This is a genomic window from Terriglobus roseus (assembly GCF_900105625.1).
Classification (GTDB): domain Bacteria; phylum Acidobacteriota; class Terriglobia; order Terriglobales; family Acidobacteriaceae; genus Terriglobus; species Terriglobus roseus_B.
This window is the reverse complement of sequence record NZ_FNSD01000001.1, coordinates 2,268,220-2,286,301: the sequence shown is the minus strand read 5'-3', so window position 1 is coordinate 2,286,301 and position 18,082 is coordinate 2,268,220. Positions and strand designations below refer to the sequence as shown.

Genomic DNA, 18,082 nt, shown 5'->3' with positions numbered 1-18,082 from the left:
CGATGGGAATCAGTCCAGTACTTTGGCAGTTTCTAACCAAGTGGCTCACCACCTCGGCGCTATGGCCGCAGGAGGCCTCCACCATCGCGCCATGGGCGGATGCGCTTTACATCTTCCTTTGGCTGGTGACGCTTCTGGGCCTGGTGCTGGTGGGCACCCTGCTGCTTGTTTTCAGCATCAAGTACCGCAAAGAGAAGAGCCCGGTTGCGACGCAGATCGAAGGCTCCACGCTGTTGGAAGCAACGTGGACCATCATCCCTCTGGGAATCTTTCTGTTCGTCTTCGTCTGGGGTGCGTGGCTCTACTTCCGTATCTACAACCCGCCCGCAGACGCGATGCAGGTCTACGTTGTGGGCAAGCAGTGGATGTGGAAGGCCGAGCATCCCGGTGGCCAGCATGAGATCAACGCTCTGCACGTCCCTACCGGTCGTCCAGTCCAGTTGACCATGATCTCGCAGGACGTCTTCCACTCGTACTCAATCCCGGCGTTCCGCGTGAAGCGTGAAGTCATTCCGGGTCGTTATACGACCGTCTGGTTCAACGCGACCAAGGCGGGGACATATCACCTGTTCTGCACACAGTATTGCGGTACGCTTCACTCCGGCATGATCGGTGACATTGTTGCCATGGCGCCGGAAGACTACCAGCGCTGGACGGAAGAGTCTACCAGCGGCATGAGCCTTGCTCAGAACGGCGAGCGACTGTTTGCGTCCATGGGCTGCAATAGCTGCCACAGTGGAAACGCAACGGCAGCCGGCCCGAACCTCGCAGGCGTCTACGGGTCTAAAATCAGGATGGATGACGGTACCGAGCAGGTAGCGACCGACGGCTGGCTGCGCGACACCATCCTCAATCCTTCGCAGCACGTCCCACTGGGCTACAAGCCGATTATGCCGACCTACCAGGGTCAGATCAGCGAAGAAGGTCTGATCGATCTGGTGGAGTACATCAAGGGCCTGAAGACCAACTACCGTGTGCAGCAGACGCTGGACACTTCCAAGTCAAACGACGCGGCGCCCATGGTGCCCGAAAAGGTGACGCAATGAGTACCATCGTCTCCCTGCCTGACCAGGCGACGGCCGTTGTGCCGAAGAAGAACTACATTACGGCTGAGCATGGCCTGCTGAGCTGGCTGCTGACCGCGGACCACAAGCGGATCGCGATGCTGTACCTGTTCAGCATCACGTTCTTCTTCTTCATCGGTGGCTTCTTCGCCGGCATGGTACGCCTTGAGCTGCTGACGCCCGCGGGCGATCTGATGGCAGCCGACACCTACAACAAGATGTTCACGATGCACGGTATCGTGATGATCTTCCTGTTCCTGGTGCCGTCTGTCCCGGCGACGCTTGGCAACTTCTTCATCCCGATCATGATCGGTGCGAAGGATCTCGCGTTCCCGAAGATCAACCTGCTGAGCTGGTACCTGTACATGGCCGGCGGCATCTTCGTCCTGACCACGCTGGTCCTGGGTGGTGTTGATACCGGCTGGACGTTCACCACGCCGCTGTCGACGCACTACCTGAACACGCACGTGGTCACCACCGCGACGGCCATCTTCATCGCCGGCTTCTCGTCGATCTTCACCGGCCTGAACTTCATCGTGACGGTTCACCGCATGCGTGCGCCGGGTATGACGTGGTTCCGCCTGCCGCTCTTCGTGTGGTCGAACTACGCGGCATCGGTCCTGATGGTTCTGGGCACGCCGGTTCTCGCAATTGCCATCGTCCTGGTCGCTCTCGAGCGTGCTTTCGGACTGGGCTTCTTTGACCCGTCCAAGGGCGGCGATCCGCTGCTCTTCCAGCACTTGTTCTGGTTCTATTCACACCCGGCCGTGTACATCATGATTCTGCCCGGCTTCGGTGTGATCTCGGAAGTGATCTCGACATTCAGCCGTAAGCGCGTCTTCGGTTACACGGCAGTCGCATTCTCCTCAGTCGCCATCGCGGTCTTCGGCTTCTTCGTCTGGGCCCACCACATGTTCATCATGGGTGTGTCGAACTACTCGGCGCTCGTATTCTCGCTGCTGACGATGCTGGTCGCTGTACCTTCGGCCATTAAGATCTTCAACTGGGCGTTCACACTGCAGAAGGGTTCCATTACGTTTGAGACCCCGATGCTGTACGCCTTCGGATTTATCGGCCTGTTTACCATCGGTGGACTGACCGGCGTCTTCCTGGGTTCGCTCGGTATGGACGTTCACCTGACCGAGACCTACTTCATCGTGGCGCACTTCCACTTCGTCATGGTCGGCGGCATGCTGATGGCATTCCTCGCGGGTATCCACTTCTGGTGGCCCAAGATGACCGGCCGCATGTATCCCGAAGGTATGTCCAAGTTTGCCGCGGTCGTCACCTTCATCGGCTTTATCCTGACGTTCTTCCCGCAGTTCATCGTCGGCTACCTCGGTATGCCACGCCGTTACGCAGCCTACCCGGCTGAGTTCCAGGTGTTGAACGTACTGTCGACCGCAGGTGCAACGGTGCTGGGTGTCGGCTACATGTTGCCGATCTTCTACCTCGCCTGGTCGCTGAAGTATGGTGCAGTTGCGGGCAACAACCCGTGGCAGGCTACCGGCCTCGAGTGGCAGATTCAGTCGCCACCGTTGACGGAGAACTTCCTCGAGACGCCGATTGTGGATCACGAGGCATACGACTACGAATGGCTTGAGCGCAAGACACAGCGCGAGCTGCAGCACGTCGGCTAAGCATTATCGGCGGACCGGACAGGTGTCGGGTCCGCCGGGTTTCAAACGAGTTTCGTAACAGACGAACTACGCTGTACCTGAGAGGGTTTTGCATGTCGATCGCTTCGACCATCACGCATCCGCCGGAGCCCGAGATCCACGCGTCGCACGACGTGCACGAGCACCCGTTTTACCAGAAGCACCACTTTGAGACGGCCGAGCAGCAGCGCGAGGCGGCGTCCTTTGGTATGTGGCTCTTCCTGCTGACGGAAATCATGTTCTTCGGCGGGCTGTTCTTCGCGTACCTGCTGTACCGCAACTGGTACTACGACGCATTTGTAGCGGCCTCGAACTCGATCAGCATGCCCTTGGGCCTGATCAACACGGTCGTCCTCATCAGCTCGTCATTCACCATGGCGATGGGTGTGTGGTCCGCAGAGATCCGCAACAAGAAGTTTCTGGAATGGTCGCTGATCGCAACCATCGGTCTGGGCTTCATCTTCCTCGGCATCAAGTCCGTGGAATACACGCAGAAGTTTGAAGAGCATCACGTGCCCGGCGCTTCATTCGACATCCGCGACTTTGTGCATCCGCCCGCGGACAGCAAGGAAAAGCCGCTGACCGTCGACATGGCGAACCACACGCAGATCTACTTCTCGCTGTACTTCGCCATGACCGGCGTCCACGCGCTGCACATGATCATCGGAATCGCCATCCTGTTTGTGCTGCTGGTGAAGGCGAGATCCGGCCTGTACACAACGGGGTATGTCCAACCCATCGAGAACTTCGGCCTGTACTGGCACTTTGTCGATATTGTGTGGATCTTCCTATTCCCGTTCCTGTACCTGATCAACCGACATTGATGCCGGGCCGTGCAGCAAGAGCCGCCGCCACCGCAACAGCACACTTTGAGGAAGCAGCATGAGCGAACCAGTTACATCCCACAATCTGGCTCCCGTCGATAGCGAGCACCACAATCTCGACTATCACGATCCGATGAACGTCACAAACCCGGAGCATGTGGCGCACCACATCGTCAGCCCCGCCGTCTACGGCATGATCTTCGGTGTGCTGATGATCGGCACCCTGGCGACGGTCGGCGCGTCGATGCTTCCTCTCGGCATCTTCAACGCCCCAATCGCCATCGCGATTGCCTGCACGAAGGCTGTATTCGTCGTGCTGTTCTTCATGCACGTGAAGTACAGCTCGCGCCTGGTAAAGCTGACGGTCTCAGCCGGCTTCTTCACGTTTTTCGTGCTCGTGATGATGTCCATGCTGGACTACTTCACCCGCGCATGGGGCCAGTGGTAGAGCTCCGGTCGTAAAGCATACGCAAAGGGCGCTCATTCGAGCGCCCTTTGTCTTTGCCGGTCATCCCCGCACTACAGTGGTCGGGCCATCACAGCATCGTGGTGCGTCGTCGCGCCTACGGTGAAATATCGCTCGCCGATCTGGGCGAAGCCAGCCTTCTCGTAGAACCTAATGGCAGCATGATTCTTTCCATAGACACCCAGCAGCAGTCGCTTCCGGCCGAGTTCCTGCGCGTACGCGATCGCCTGGTCCATTAACGCTTTGCCGATGCCGAGACCCTGGAAGCGGTGGAGCAGGTAGATGCGGCGCAGCTCGTAGTCTTCGGGCGTCACATCGACCGGCAGGTCCGGCTCGCAGCAGACAATGTAGCCGACCGGCCCGTCACCCGGTGGCACCTCCGCAACGGCGGTGCGTCCCGTCGGCATGGCCAGGTACTTCGCGTACGTCTCCACCGAGTGGTTCTTGTGGAAGTGTGCCAGGATGTCGTCGCCGTTCAGGATGTCGGCAAAGGCCTCCAGAAAGCTGGCGCCGCCCACCAGTTGCAGGCGCGCCTCATCGCCGGCAGCGCACCGGCGCAGTGTGAATGCGGTTGATTCGCTCATGCCTTCCAGAATATCTGTGGCCACGCTACTTCGCCGCCGCGGCCTCGCCGCCTCCCAGTGCCTTGCGGACGGCGTGCCAGCTCTTGCCTAGAGCGTGGCCGGTCTTGTGCGCCGCTGTGCCGAGCGCGTCGCCGGTCTGGTCTCCCGCAACGGAGATCGCTTTTCCCGTAGAGTCACCGCCGACCACCGCGCCATCGATGGCCGAATTCCCGCCAAGGATTGCAGCCTGCGCCGGCCGCTTCGCCGGATTGGCCCAGGCCACGTCGGTCTTCCGCAGGCTGTCCACGCGCGCCGTGCGCTCCGGCAGAAAGTCGCTGCGCAGCATCTTGTCGCTTAGCGGTCCCGGCCAGTTGGGTGAGGTGCTCCAGACTGCACCATTCATCGGCACATGCAGCTCACCCAGATTCACAACGGGCGGGCTCTTGAGCTCCACGGTCCGTTCGCAACGGTCGCCACCGCAGCCGTGCGTACACATCTTCTCGGTCAGAAACGAACCATGCTTGCCTGTGGAGACCCAAACGCGCGCACCACGCGTCTCCGCGCCAATAGTGCTGGCCCTCGTGAGGTGGCTGGCGTCGCAAACGGTGTCTTCATGCGCCGCCGCATACCAGTACGCGGCGTGCCAGCTATCGGGCTCGGTCGGCTTCGCCGGGTCGTTGAGACGCAACAGCGTGGCCACATGCTCTGCATCCAGAGGATGCCCCATGCGGCCACAATCGCGTCGCCAGAGGTGGTAATAGTGCAGCTCGATCTCACGCGGCGCTCCCGCAGCGACGTGTCGTTGCATTGCCTGCCCGTACAAAGTTCCGTCATCCGCCAAAGCTGTCGGCACGGCGATTCCCGGGGTAAACGAGGCAGGCCGCACGGAGCAATCGTCCGATGAGATCTCAAGACGGGGCGCGTACTGCTGCAGCAGCGCGTTCTCCAGCGCATCGGAAAGCCCATCGCGATCCGAGTCCGGCGCTTGTGCGAAGGAGGTAGTTGCGACCAGGAAAAGCAGGAGCAGCAAGTGCACGGCAGGCCTCGGGGGAAGGGATGTCAGCACATTCGATGCTATTTCCCAGCCCATCCAAAAGCAGAAGGTCCGGCACGCGGCCGGACCTTCTTTGCAATCAGCAAGACCGATTTATTCGCCGCGGCTCTTATGCCCGGTCAGCTTCCCATCCATATCCGCCAGGATGTACGCGGTCACGGCCAGCATGCTGGTGTTGCGCTTGAAGCTGTCCGGATCGACCTTGTCCAGCGTGTCAGCCTCCGTGTGGTGCCAGTCGAAGTAGTGCTCGCCCACGGTGCGGGGCGACAGGCCGGGCACAGCGTCCGCCGTGAGTGGGCTGATGTCCGAACCACCGCCACCCGGTGATAGCGTTGCTGCATCAATCGGTCCCAGCAGCGACACAATGTCAAGCATCACGGCCTGCGACTGCTGATCTTCCGGCGACGTCGCAGGCGCAGCGGCGCCCGGTGCGCTGCGACGTCCGAATCCGCCATAGCTCATGCCCAGCGGCTTCTCCGCGCCGCCATCCATCTCAATGGCCGCGACGTGCTCGCTGACCTTGTCGCCCAGCATCTTGCGGTAGGCGATGCCGCCGGAGTCGTTGCTCTCCTCACTCACCCAGAACACCACACGTACCGTGCGCTTCGGCTTTAATCCCAGCTTGTGTAGCAGCGACACAGCTTCAAACGTCGCCATGATGCCGCCACCATCGTCCTGCGCGCCCTGACCCACATCCCAGCTATCGATGTGGCCACCCAGCACGACCACCTCATTCGGCTTTTCGCTGCCGGTAATCTCGCCCATCACATTGGCAGACTCCACATCCGCTTCCAGGCGTGCGTCCATCTGCAGATGCACGGTGACAGGTTGACCTTCCTTGATCAGGCGCTCCAACAGCAGAGCGTCTTCGACCGACAGCGCAGCCGCAGGAATCTTCGTGGGCACCGCCGGGTCATAGCGCAGCGTGCCGGTATGTGGCGTCTGCATCGCAAGCCCTGTGGCCGAACGGACCAGCACCGCAGCCGCGCCATGCGCAGCGGCCTTCGAAGCGGATCCGGTCCGGTACTGCGATCCAACACCGTAGCCCTTCCAGCCCGGGTTGAAGAGTGCAATCTTGCCCTTTAACGCGTCCGGGCCAAGCGCGTCCAGTTCCTTGAAGTCGCTGAAGAAGACGACCGGAGCCGTGATGCCACCCTTCGGCGTCCCAACACTCATACCCAGGCCCAGCATGTGCAGCGGCTTCTTCACCGGTCCAACAATCTCGGCAGACTCATTGCCGCGAATCCAGTGAGGCACCATCACAGGCTGCACCTTCACGTTCTGCAGACCGGCCCTGCGCATCAACTCCGCGCCCCAGTTGGTCGCCTCGTTCAGCCGCGTCGATCCGGTAATGCGATTGCCGATGTGGTCCGTCAGATAGGTCAGCGCCTTATAGCCATCGTCATCGGCCATGCCCGCAGTCAGAATCTTGTCAGCCGTCGCCTTGTACTTCGCAGCAAGCGGACCGGGCACACCAGCCATGCCGGTCGGCGCAGGGCCGGAACCCATCTGGGCGAAAAGGCTGGTGGCAAGCAGGCAGGCAGCGCAGGCAGCAACACCGGCAATACGGATCGATCGCATGGATCTCCTTCAATAAGTAGAACGGTAGGACTGCAAATCAAAATGCAAAAGGGAGTGTCTTCAGTCTCGCAGGATCAGGACACTACGCCTAGTGCTTTTCGTCGGTAGCCGCATGCCAATATGCTGTGCGTGCTGTGGCCTTCAGATCCGGATGCTGCGGCAGGCTCACCTGCAAGGAATGCAGACCCACGGTCGGGTTCGTCGGCTGGAAGCTCAGAATGTAGCGATTGCTCAGGTCGTTCGCAAACGTCGTCAACCGCAACTACAAATCCTTGCGATTGGTGAAGGGCATGTACGTCCCGCCCGAGAGTGCGGCCACGCCCTCCGCCGCGTTGGATTGCATCGCGCTCAACGCCTGTCGCAGCGGACGGTCGAGGTTGAAGGTGTGCAGCAGGGGCGGATGATCGGGTGACATAAAGAGCGGCGGGTTCTCTGGACTACTGTGTTTCAGCTCATCCATCAGGTATGTCTTCTGCGCATTGAAGCTCAGGCTGTAGATGGTGGTGTTCGTCTCAGCCAGCCGTCGCGTCATCTGTCGCAGTGCCTCGTCGCTGGCCCGGAAGTGTTCGTCACTCACCAGCAGGATCAGGCGACGGCCGCGCGGATGCTGATCCCCAAACCAGTCGAGTCCATAGTCGATGGCATCCAGCACGGCTGCACCTCCATCGCCGGGCGTCGGCTTCTGGAACGCATCGCGTAGATTCGACGCATCATTGGAGAAGGGCCAGCGATCTTCCGGCTTGCTGTCGAAGGTGATGAGCGATACACGATAGGGAACCGATCCCAACGCGTACTCCAGCAGGCTGCTGATGCCGCCATAGTTGGCAAACTGCTTCGGTGCGGCACCGCCCGTCTGCAGCAGAATAATGATGGCCAGCGGTTCGCGGCTGGCCTCTTCCAGTCGCAGCATCTGCGGCACACCATTGTCGGTGAGCATGAAGTCTTCTGCATGCAGCGTGACGTTGCCGGAGGCGCTGGAGGTTGTCGTCACCCGCGTGGGTACCAGCACCAGCGTGCTCGTGGCGCGCAGCGTATCGGCCTGCTGTGCCCCGGCAGAGGTCGCGAGCAGCAACGGCAGCATGCTATGGCCCACGAACCGCCGGCACAGCGTGCGAACGCAACGAGCGGAGATGGCCATGGCACCCTCGTGAAGAGCATAAAGCGTGCCATGACCTGTGCGTCGTTTTCAAATCCTGTCGGTAGAGAGTTCATGACAAGTCGCGATCGCGGAGGACAGGTCAGACGGCTGCAGGCCCGCGACAAAGAGCGAAATCCTTGATAACTCATTCGCAGCAAAGAAAGTTTGTCGCGGGCCTTCAGCCCGCAATCTTTCGCTCTTCCCAAGACCCAGGGCTTTGCCCTGGGCTAGGAAGGCGCGGACCTTCAGTCCGCCAGTAAGTGCAACCGTTGTCTTTACTGTGCAGTCATTGCCCTTGGCACAGATCGGTGGCTTAGTTGGCAAGCCTCGAGAGTCCCGGCGTCATCTCGGCATGCATCATCAGCCGGTCGGCAGCATCCTGACACATGCGAACCATCTCGCCGAAGGCTTCGGGCTCCAGACGGATTGTGATGCCGCCCACAGTCAGGTGGATCGTTCCGCAGGAACACATGGAGACGCCGCCAAGTGTTTTGCGTTCGGCGAGAGAGTACGTGTCTGAAGTGCACATGGTGGTTCTCCTTATCGGGCGTGAAGGACGAGTCTCGGAATGAACTGCTTTCGGAAGGGGCAGGGCCCAGCCCCCGAAAGCAAAGGACGGTATGGCCTGTCTTCGAGACAGGCGAGTAGCTCTTACGACCACCGCTAGACACCGCGCTGCGCATAGTACTCAGCCACCTGCTTGGCATTCAGTTCAAACGGCACATGGATCGACCCAGGCACCGAGAGCACACGTCCATGCGTGTTGTTCTCCGGCATGGCGAACTGCAGGTAGCTGGGCAATGTCAGGCGCGGATTCGATCGGGCAGGTTCCGTCATGCTGCCTGCCGCGTACTCGGTCAGCCTGATAAAGTCCCCCACGCGCACGACCATGCTGCCAATGTTGACGGCGCGGCCGTTCAGCAGCACATGCCCATGTGACACAAGCTGCCGCGCCGCCGCCATGCTCCGCGCAAAGCCCAGGCGAAACACCACATTGTCCAGCCGCCGCTCCAGCAGGCTGAGCAACTGCTCAATCCAGTTCGATCCGCCGGAGGCTGCAATGGACTGCCGCACGAAGCGGCGTAGCTGCTCTTCGCGAAGGCCGTAGTGGAACATGACTTTTTGCTTCTCGCGGAGCTGCAGTGCGTACTCGCTCAGCTTGCCGCGACGGCTCTGGCCGTGCTGGCCCGGTGGGTAGTTGCGCTTGTCCAATGCCCCGGGCTTGCCCAGGCCGGGCAGTTCCAGGCCGAGTGCGCGTTGAATCTTATACTTCGTCTTGTGGCTCATCGTGGTGCACTCCTTCCGACGGATCGGCTTCAAACCCGCGATTCACGCGGGCTTCCGGAAAGAGCAACGCCCCTCATCGCTGCTGCTTCTGGAATTAAGACTAATTCGGTCCTAGATATTTGCCACCCATGCTTTTCATTGAATGGCGCAGATTCGGGTGTGGATGGGCCCAGGGAATACCTGAGCGGAGGTGATCCACCATGGCTTGCCACTAGTCGGGCTCCAAAGCGGGTTCCCCCTTCTTTGCGAAGCAAAGGGTGGGGTATCGCGCGAGGCGAGACCAGCCGGGATCCGCAGTTGCCCAACGCTCCAACTCCATCCCAGCAGCACCACCACCCGCCCCGTTCGCGCAACGCGCGACCAAGCCAAACAAGCAAAGCCCAGGGGACCAATCCCGCGATACACTCGCGCCATGCGTTTTCCGTCTCTCGTCCTCGCAGCCTCGCTGTCCCTCTCCGCAGTCGCGCAGACACCACCTACCGTGGCGGATGCCAAAGCGTTCCTCGATCGCGCGAATGCTTCGCTGCTTAAGGCCGCGGTCGACGGCAGCCACGCGGAGTGGCTGGCGGAGACGTACATCAACGAAGACAGTGAGGCCACGACTGCATTGCTTAGTGAGCAGTCGTCGAAGCTGTCGCTGGACCTGATCGAAGAGAGCCACAAGTTCGACAAGCTGACGCTGCCCGCGGACATGCGCCGCCAGATGATGCTGCTGCAGGTGAACGCACCCGCCGCGCCACACGATCCGAAGCTGCTGGCAGAAGAGTCGCAACTGGCTGCCGCACTAACCGGTGCATACGGCAAAGGGAAGTACTGTCCCACACCGGACAAGTGCATGAGCATCGATGACGTCGACACCTTCATGGCGAAGACCCGCGATGCGGATGCGCTGACGAAGGTGTGGGTGGGCTGGCACAGCGTAGGGGCACCCATGCGGCAGCAGTATGCTCGCCTCGTCAATCTGCAGAACATCGGCGCGAAGGAGCAGGGCTATAAGGACACCGGCGAACTCTGGCGTGCGGGCTATGACATGAAGCCTGCGGAGTTCTCAGCGGAGCTGAATCGCGCATGGACGCAGCTCGAACCGCTCTACCGGGAGCTGCATACCTATGTGCGTCATCGCCTGATCGCAAAGTACGGCGCGGTTGCCGATCGCAAGGATGGTCTGATTCCAGCGCAGTTGCTGGGCAATACCTGGGCGCAGGAGTGGGGCAACATCTACGACATCGTCGCGCCGACCGATCCGAAGCTGTCGCAATTCAAGCCGCTGGATCTTGAGGCGGCACTGAAGCAGCAGATCGCTGCAAAGGACCCGGCCGCAGCAGCTTCGTTCGTAACGGCGGCGGACCTGAGCGACGACAAGGGACACGCAGCGCAGACCGCTGCTGCGAAGGACATGGTGAAGTACGGCGAGAGCTTCTTCACGTCGCTCGGCTTTCCCGCACTGCCGCAGACCTTCTGGGAGCGTTCGCAGTTCGTGCATCCGCGCGACCGTGATGTGGTCTGCCACGCCAGCGCATGGGACATCGACCAGGCGGACGATCTCCGCGTGAAGATGTGCATCACTGTCAGCGACGACTACTTCACCACGGTGCACCACGAGCTGGGCCACAACTTTTATCAGCGCGCCTATAACAAGCAGCCCATGCTCTTCCGCAACGGTGCGAACGACGGCTTCCACGAGGCCATCGGCGACGCGGTCGCGCTCAGCATCACACCCGGCTATCTGAACCAGTTGAAGCTCGCAAACACCGAACCACCTGCAGAAGCGGACATCCCGTTGCAACTGCGCACGGCGCTGGATAAGGTGGCGTTCCTGCCCTTCGCCCTTGCGCTCGATACATGGCGCTGGCAGGTCTTCAGCGGCGAGATCAAGCCGGCCGACTACAACAAGGCATGGTGGCAGCTCCGCGCAAAGTACCAGGGCATCGTGCCGCCGGTGGAGCGCTCCGAAACCGACTTCGATCCAGGCGCGAAGATGCATGTACCCGCCAACGTGCCCTACGCTCGATACTTCCTGGCCCGTGTCTACCAGTTCCAGTTCTACAAAGCCATGTGCGACGCCAGCGGCTATAAGGGCGCGTTGAACCGCTGCAGCTTCTACGGATCGAAGGCAGCGGGCGACAAGCTGAATGCGATGCTGATGGCGGGTCAGTCACAGCCGTGGCAGGAGACGCTGAAAGCGATGACGGGCACGGATCACCTCGACGCGCAGCCCATGCTCGACTACTTTGCTCCGCTGTATCGCTGGCTCAAGCAGCAGAACGCAGCGGCGAAGTAGCGACGCCGTTCCCGGCCTCGGCTCTATGTTCTGAATCGTCTCAACGCAGGTGCCTTTTCTGACTTAAAAAGTCCAAGGGCGTAGGACCGCTTGCGCTTGCGGCCCTTGCGGGTTCATAATCCGCGGCACGGCACCTTCCGCCTTGCATTACCTGCCGCCGCTCTCCGCGGGCGGCCTGAACGACTCGGACAGAACTTCGGACTCGCAATCTAAGACACAGAAAGCAGATACCAGCCATGACCGAACAGGCACGCACCATTGGACTGACGCTATCGAAACGCATCATCGCAGGGCTGGTTGGACCTGAGGGTTTGATTGGCGATCTTCTCTCCTATCCGGAAGACCAGGCTTATGAGGATGCACTGGTGGAGATGCCACGCGAGCATCTGATCGCGGCCATGTGCGAGCAGATTGTTGCGGTCGCCAGGGAGAACAAGGGTGCGGAGCTGGGTGGCATCGGCGTTGCACTTCCCGGCGTCGTGCGCCATGGCGTGGTGGAAGATGCGCCCAACCTGCCGCAGATGAAGGGCGCGCGCATCGTCGCAGAGCTTTCTGCTCTCTTGAAGGAGCACGGAATTGATGTCCCGGTGACTGCCGTGAACGATGCCGACGCGGCTGCAGCCGGTCTGGCGCAGCAGCAGGGAAAGCTGGATAGCATGATCCGTGTCTGGACCATCGGTACCGGCATCGGCTTTGGACGGTATCCCATGGTGGACGGCGTAGGTGAGGGTGGCCATACGGTGGTGACGCTCGACGACCGGGAGACCTACTGCGGCTGCGGTGGCCGAGGCCACATTGAGGGCATCATGGGGCACCGCGCCATGCGCCTCCGGTTCCTGGACATGGAGCCTGAGGACGTCTTCGAGGGAGCGGATAAAGGCGACCAGCGCTGCATTGAGTTCAAGAAGCTGTGGCATAAGGCGCTGGCTGCAGGCACGGCCAGCTCGATCCACATGGCTGGTGCCGGAAAGTTCTATCTGACGGGCTATAACGTCCGGTTCGTTGAGCTTCCGCTGCTGAACCACTACGTGCAGCAGATGGTGCGCATGAGTCCGCTGCAGGCGTTCTCGATCGAGATCCGTCCGGAGAACCTGGAGATGGTCGTGGTGGGTGCGGCTGTCATCGGCCGGACGGCAGCGGTGGCGCCTGCAACAGCCTGACGATGGCTGGCGCACGAAGTCCGCGTCCTGTTTGACCCGCACTTTGCAGACCCCTATAATCCGTAGCATTGCCGGGCGTTTCGTCGGCGACGCGGCTCTCCCTGTCGCGCGCTCACACACCGCACAGGAGCAAGGCTAACGGCTGCCCTTTGGGCGCCGGGCCCATGATGGATCTTCGGGTCCCAAGGAGCAATACCAAATCTCATGAATCACGTCTCCAAGTTCTCGGCGCTGGTCGTCGGAATCGCTACTCTTGCGTGCTCCCCCGCCATGTTTGCCCAGGCCGCTGCTCCGCAGCCGACCGCTGCTGCCCCTGTTGCGCCGCAGGCTATTCCCGCCAAGATCGCTCTGATCGCGTTTGAGCAGGCAGTCTTCGCAACCAACGAGGGCCAGAAGGCTCTGGGCGATGTAGGCAAGAAGTACGAGCCCCAGAAGAACAAGATCGCCGCCTCAGAGGCAGAGATCGAAAGCCTGCAGAAGCAGTTGCAGGCTGCCACGACCATCTCGGAAGAAGACCGCGCAAGCCGCGTTCGAACCATCGATGCGAAGCAGAAGGCACTGCAGCGCGACGGTGAGGACGCCCAGACTGCGTACCAGAACGACCTGCAGGAGGCCTATCAGAAGGTCGCCCAGAAGTTCAATGTAGTCATGCAGAAGTACGCCTCCGACAACGGCTATACCCTGATGCTGGATGTAAGCGGTCAGCAGAGCGCTGTCCTGTTTGCTGCACCGCAGACCGACGTGACGCGCGCCGTCATCGATGCATACAACACCAGCTCGGGCGTTGCAGCGCAGCCTGCTGCCGGCCCTGCACCCGCCCGCACGGCACCCCGCCCTGCAGCTCCCAAGCCGGCTGCCAAGTAAGTCGAAGCGCATTCGATTGAAGCATCCTGGAAGGGCAGAACCGATTGGTTCTGCCCTTTCAAGTGTTTAGCCGCACATAGGCGGCAAATGCTCGCTCTCGAACACTCCAAGCTGTGGAAATTTCTGTGGATCGCCGTGCAGCTTTGGACCGGTCTATATTGTTACAGCGACGTCGCACTTCGCCGCTTATGTGAATTTGTGCGCTATCATCCCTGCAATCATGTGTTTGGCGAAACCTGCAATATGAATAGGGCATGAAGGTGATGTTCCGGCGAGAATTTACGAAATCCGCGCTTTCCACAGATTGCACTTTGCGTTCCTCAGCTCGGAGCAGGAATTTAGCCCTTGCGCTACTCCTCATCTTTGTCGTTACGGCGCATGCTGATGGCCCCAGTACAGACCTGGGAGCGCCATCGCAAACGGTTGGTCAACGGCTCGCGGATGACCTGAACTGGACGGTCGCGCAAAGGGATGACCGCTTCCAGCAGATGGATAAGGTCTTCCCGGTGCATGTCGTTCGCAGAGGCAGACAGCCGGTCCTGCCGCTGCCCCCCGGGCGCCGTCTGCTCGATACGGAGGTGGCCGGGTACATGGCTGCCGAACACCTGGCGGGAGTTCTGGTGCTGAAGGACGGCAAGGTGTGGGCTGAACGATATGCGCTGGGACTGAAACCGAGCGGCCACTGGACTGGTTTCTCCGTCACAAAGGCAGTCACCGACACGCTGGCCGGGACCGCCCTGCGCGACGGATCGCTGCGGTCCCTGGACGATGCTGTAACAGCCTATCTGCCGGAGATGCGCGGCAGTGCCTATGACGGCGTCACGGTGCGGCAGTTGATGACCATGACCAGTGGCGTGGGCTGGAACGAGAGCTACACCTCCTCGGACGCGGACAACGTCCGTCTCTACACCACGTCCAGCGCCGCCGGAAAGAACAACACCGTGGAGTACATGCGGACTCTCCCACGCGACGCTCCTCCGGGTGCTCGCTGGCACTACAACACGGGTGAAACCGACCTGCTGGGTGTCCTGCTGCGCCGTGCCACGGGGAAGACTCTGGGGGAGCAACTCTCGGCCGCCATATGGAAGCATGCAGGCATGGAGCACGACGCGACCTGGATTGCGACGGCACCCGGCGCAGCCGGCGAAGAGTTCGGCGGGTCGGGATTGTCCGCAAGTCTGCGCGATTTCGGGCGGCTGGGCCTTTGGGTTCTGCGTGGCGGTGACGGCGCGGTCAGCCCTGACTGGTTCCCAGAGGCGACCCGCGCCCAGGTGAAGGCCGGCAATACCGCCTACGGTTACGGCTGGTGGCCGCAGCCGGACGGTAGTTTCGCCGCGCTGGGCATCTTTGGGCAGTCCATTCTGATCGACCCGCAACGGAAACTGGTGATCGTCACGCTGGGCGACTGGCCGGAAGCGACCGGAGCCTCGCACACCGCGGCGCGCGCATCGTTCTGGGCAAAGGTGAAAGCCGCGGTGGACAGCACCGCGGCTCATTGACGCTTAATGTCCTCTCCGAAGCGGTAGTTATCGCGTCGGCACCTTCCAGATGTCCTGAGCATATTGGCGAATCGTACGATCGCTTGAGAACTTGCCGGAGCGTGCCGTATTCAGCAGCGACATGCGGCCCCATCGTGCGAAATCGGCGTACGCGCTCCCCGCCTCCGCTTGCGCCGCAGCGTACGCGTCAAAGTCGGCAAGGACAAAGTATCGATCGGTGGTCATTAACTCATTGACCAGTGGAGCAAACAGGTCGCGATCTCCGTTCGAAAAGCGACCGTCGCGCAAGCCATCCATCACTTCTTTCAGCGCCGGGCTCTTGTCGTAGTACGTTGTTGGTTTGTATCCGCCTTTTTTGAGCTCGGCGATCTGTGGCGTCGTCAGACCAAACAGGAAAAAGTTCTCTTCGCCTGCCTCTTCTCGGATTTCGATGTTGGCGCCGTCCAGCGTGCCGATGGCGACTGCCCCGTTCATCATGAATTTCATGCAGCCCGTGCCACTTGCTTCCAGGCCGGCTGTTGAGATCTGTTCCGAAAGATCCGCCGCAGGATAGATGCGTTGTCCGACCGAGACCGAGTAATTCGGTACGAAGACGACCTTCAACAGGTCGCGCGTCTGGGGATCGTTGTTTACTAATTCCCCCACGCTGCAGATCAGCTTGATGATGAGCTTCGCCATCGTGTAGCTCGGCGCGGCCTTGCCGCCAAAGAGGAACGTGCGCGGTGTCAGATTCTTCGCAGTGCCATTCTTGATAGCGCAGTAGAGCGAAAGGATGTGCAATGCATTCAGATGCTGGCGCTTGTATTCGTGCAGCCGCTTCACCTGCGCATCGAACATCGATGCGGGGTCGAGGTCAATCGACATGGTGTCTTTGATGAAGCTGCCCAGACGCGCCTTTGAATCCTCCTGAGCTTTGCGCCAGCGCTCCAGGAACCCGTTGTCGTCGACAAACTTTTCAAGCGCTTTCAGTTGGTACAGATCTTTATGCCAGGCTGTGCCGATGCTCTCATTGAGTAGCGCACTCAGCTCCGGGTTCGACAGCATCAACCAGCGTCGTGGGGTGACGCCGTTGGTTTTGTTGCTGAAGCGTTCCGGAAAGGCCTCGTAGTAATCGTGTAGCGTGTTCTCCTCCAGAAGATGCGTATGCAGCTCTGCAACGCCGTTCACGGCCTTGCTGCCGACGACAGCAAGCTTTGCCATCTGTACGCTGCGTTCTCCGTCTTCCCCGATGATGCTCATGCGGCGCATGCGCGCGTCATCGTTGGGGAACTTCAGCCGCATGGCATCCAGGAAGTGCTCATTGATTTCGTCGATGATTTCGAGATGGCGCGGCAGCAAATTGCCGAACATCTCCAGCGGCCAACGCTCCAACGCCTCCGGCAGCAGTGTGTGGTTGGTGTAGCCGAAGGTGTTCTGCGTCACGCGCCATGCTTCATCCCACGGGATGTCGTGCTCATCGATCAGCAACCGCATCAGCTCCGCAATGCCGATCGACGGATGCGTGTCATTCAGTTGCACGGTCCACTTCTTATCGAATTCGGTCAACGGTTTGCCGAGTGACAGGTGCATCCAGACCATGTCCTGCAGAGAGCATGACGTGAAGAAGAACTGCTGCATCAGCCGCAGGCGCTTGCCTTCAATCTTTTCGTCTGGCGGATACAGCACCTTGCTGATGGTCTCTGACTCCATTTTGGCGCGCACCGCGCCCATGTAATCGCCAGTGTTGAAGGTGGCCAGGTCGAAGCTGTCGACAGCTTCACTCTTCCACAGCCGCAGGCGGTTCACCGTGCGGGTCTGGAAGCCGGGTATCGGCGTGTCGTAGGGAACACCCTTGACGAGCTGACCCGGCAGCCACTTGTGTCGCAGAGCTCCCTTGTCATCGGTATAGGTTTCCGTGTGACCAAAGAAGCCTACCTCGTACGACATGGAGGCAGCGATCTCCCACGGATTGCCATATTGCAGCCATTTGTCGGATTTCTCGACCTGCCAGCCGTCCTGAATCTCCTGCCGGAAGATACCGAATTCATAACGCAAACCATAGCCGACCACGGGCATATCGAGCGTAGAGAGCGAGTCAAGAAAACACGCGGCCAGCCGACCCAGGCCGCCATTGCCGAGACCCGGTTCGGGCTCCTCCGCAGCAATGGTCTTCAGGTCGAGCCCGAGGTTTCTCAAGGCTTCCTCGGCCTGTGCCGTCAGTTCGAGGTTCAACAGATCATTTTCAAGATGTGGCCCAAGCAGGTACTCCGCCGACAGATAGCTGACCACGCGGACGTCATTCGCGCGGTAGGTCTCGATCGTCTCAAGCCATTGGTCCATCAGGCGATCGCGCACTACGGCTGACAATGCGTGGTACTGGTCCAGTGTGGACGCTGCCTCCAGCGGCTTACCCACGGTGTGGATCATGTGATTGCAGAAAGAGATCTCAAGATCTTTTGCAGAGGTGCCCGCACGATTTTCGTTTGCCTGCGTGTCCTGTGCCTGCTGTTCCCGCTCATAGCTCCGCGGCGCGGGATGCTGCTGTTCCTGCATGGGGCTCATCGTTTCTCCGTAGATCCGTCTTGTGTGGGATGCACGGCAAACCGCTTTGGCTCCTTCTCTTTGCAGCGGTCGCGAGCATGGCGCATGCTTTCGCAAGTATCG

16 protein-coding genes are annotated in these 18,082 nt (G+C 60.5%); 8 read left to right on the top strand and 8 right to left on the bottom strand.

What is annotated here, in order from left to right:
• The first annotated feature begins 2 nt into the window (after window positions 1-2).
• From coxB to BLW03_RS09430, 4 genes are all read left to right on the top strand, one after another.
• Window positions 3-1,046 (top strand): cytochrome c oxidase subunit II, encoded by a 1,044-nt coding sequence (gene coxB / locus BLW03_RS09445; protein ID WP_074653608.1) that lies wholly within the window; start codon window positions 3-5, stop codon window positions 1,044-1,046.
• A complete protein-coding gene (locus tag BLW03_RS09440) occupies window positions 1,043-2,704 on the top strand; it encodes a cytochrome c oxidase subunit I (RefSeq protein ID WP_074653606.1) in 1,662 nt (553 codons plus the stop codon). Before coxB ends, BLW03_RS09440 begins: the two co-directional genes overlap by 4 nt.
• Before the next feature lie 92 nt (window positions 2,705-2,796).
• Window positions 2,797-3,546 carry a cytochrome c oxidase subunit 3 family protein gene (locus tag BLW03_RS09435; RefSeq protein ID WP_083350435.1) on the top strand — a complete coding sequence of 250 codons (750 nt, stop codon included), beginning with the start codon at window positions 2,797-2,799 and terminating at the stop codon, window positions 3,544-3,546.
• Between the two features lie 58 nt (window positions 3,547-3,604).
• Window positions 3,605-3,994, top strand: a complete 390-nt coding sequence (locus BLW03_RS09430) for a cytochrome C oxidase subunit IV family protein (RefSeq protein WP_074653605.1) — start codon at window positions 3,605-3,607, stop codon at window positions 3,992-3,994.
• Between the two features lie 71 nt (window positions 3,995-4,065).
• Here BLW03_RS09430 and BLW03_RS09425 read toward each other — a convergent pair whose 3' ends face one another.
• The 7 genes from BLW03_RS09425 to rpsD form a co-directional block, all read right to left on the bottom strand.
• Window positions 4,066-4,596 (bottom strand): GNAT family N-acetyltransferase, encoded by a 531-nt coding sequence (locus BLW03_RS09425; RefSeq protein ID WP_074655900.1) that lies wholly within the window; start codon window positions 4,594-4,596, stop codon window positions 4,066-4,068.
• A gap of 25 nt (window positions 4,597-4,621) precedes the next feature.
• Window positions 4,622-5,611 carry a hypothetical protein gene (locus BLW03_RS09420; RefSeq protein ID WP_074653603.1) on the bottom strand — a complete coding sequence of 330 codons (990 nt, stop codon included), beginning with the start codon at window positions 5,609-5,611 and terminating at the stop codon, window positions 4,622-4,624.
• Window positions 5,612-5,722: 111 nt separating this feature from the next.
• A complete protein-coding gene (locus BLW03_RS09415) occupies window positions 5,723-7,210 on the bottom strand; it encodes a M20/M25/M40 family metallo-hydrolase (protein WP_139285163.1) in 1,488 nt (495 codons plus the stop codon).
• An 88-nt stretch (window positions 7,211-7,298) separates the two neighbouring features.
• On the bottom strand, window positions 7,299-7,472 hold the full coding sequence (locus BLW03_RS20625; protein WP_170835006.1) for a hypothetical protein: 174 nt from the start codon (window positions 7,470-7,472) through the stop codon (window positions 7,299-7,301).
• On the bottom strand, window positions 7,473-8,348 hold the full coding sequence (locus BLW03_RS09410) for a VWA domain-containing protein (protein ID WP_139285162.1): 876 nt from the start codon (window positions 8,346-8,348) through the stop codon (window positions 7,473-7,475).
• A 313-nt stretch (window positions 8,349-8,661) separates the two neighbouring features.
• Complete coding sequence (locus BLW03_RS09405) at window positions 8,662-8,877, bottom strand: hypothetical protein (RefSeq protein WP_074653600.1); 216 nt, start codon at window positions 8,875-8,877, stop codon at window positions 8,662-8,664.
• 134 nt (window positions 8,878-9,011) lie between these two features.
• Complete coding sequence (rpsD, locus tag BLW03_RS09400; RefSeq protein ID WP_074655898.1) at window positions 9,012-9,635, bottom strand: 30S ribosomal protein S4; 624 nt, start codon at window positions 9,633-9,635, stop codon at window positions 9,012-9,014.
• Between the two features lie 412 nt (window positions 9,636-10,047).
• Here rpsD and BLW03_RS09395 point away from each other — a divergent pair, with 412 nt between their 5' ends.
• The 4 genes from BLW03_RS09395 (at window position 10,048) to BLW03_RS09380 (ending at window position 15,439) form a co-directional block, all read left to right on the top strand.
• Complete coding sequence (locus tag BLW03_RS09395) at window positions 10,048-11,916, top strand: M2 family metallopeptidase (protein ID WP_074653598.1); 1,869 nt, start codon at window positions 10,048-10,050, stop codon at window positions 11,914-11,916.
• A 236-nt stretch (window positions 11,917-12,152) separates the two neighbouring features.
• Window positions 12,153-13,076 (top strand): ROK family protein, encoded by a 924-nt coding sequence (locus BLW03_RS09390; RefSeq protein WP_074653597.1) that lies wholly within the window; start codon window positions 12,153-12,155, stop codon window positions 13,074-13,076.
• A 204-nt stretch (window positions 13,077-13,280) separates the two neighbouring features.
• Window positions 13,281-13,940 carry an OmpH/Skp family outer membrane protein gene (locus tag BLW03_RS09385; RefSeq protein WP_074653595.1) on the top strand — a complete coding sequence of 220 codons (660 nt, stop codon included), beginning with the start codon at window positions 13,281-13,283 and terminating at the stop codon, window positions 13,938-13,940.
• A 311-nt stretch (window positions 13,941-14,251) separates the two neighbouring features.
• Window positions 14,252-15,439, top strand: a complete 1,188-nt coding sequence (locus BLW03_RS09380) for a serine hydrolase domain-containing protein (protein WP_074655897.1) — start codon at window positions 14,252-14,254, stop codon at window positions 15,437-15,439.
• Between the two features lie 27 nt (window positions 15,440-15,466).
• On the opposite strand, the gene BLW03_RS09375 is transcribed toward BLW03_RS09380, so the two are convergent.
• Window positions 15,467-17,980 (bottom strand): glycogen/starch/alpha-glucan phosphorylase, encoded by a 2,514-nt coding sequence (locus tag BLW03_RS09375; RefSeq protein WP_074653593.1) that lies wholly within the window; start codon window positions 17,978-17,980, stop codon window positions 15,467-15,469.
• Window positions 17,981-18,082 lie beyond the last annotated feature (102 nt).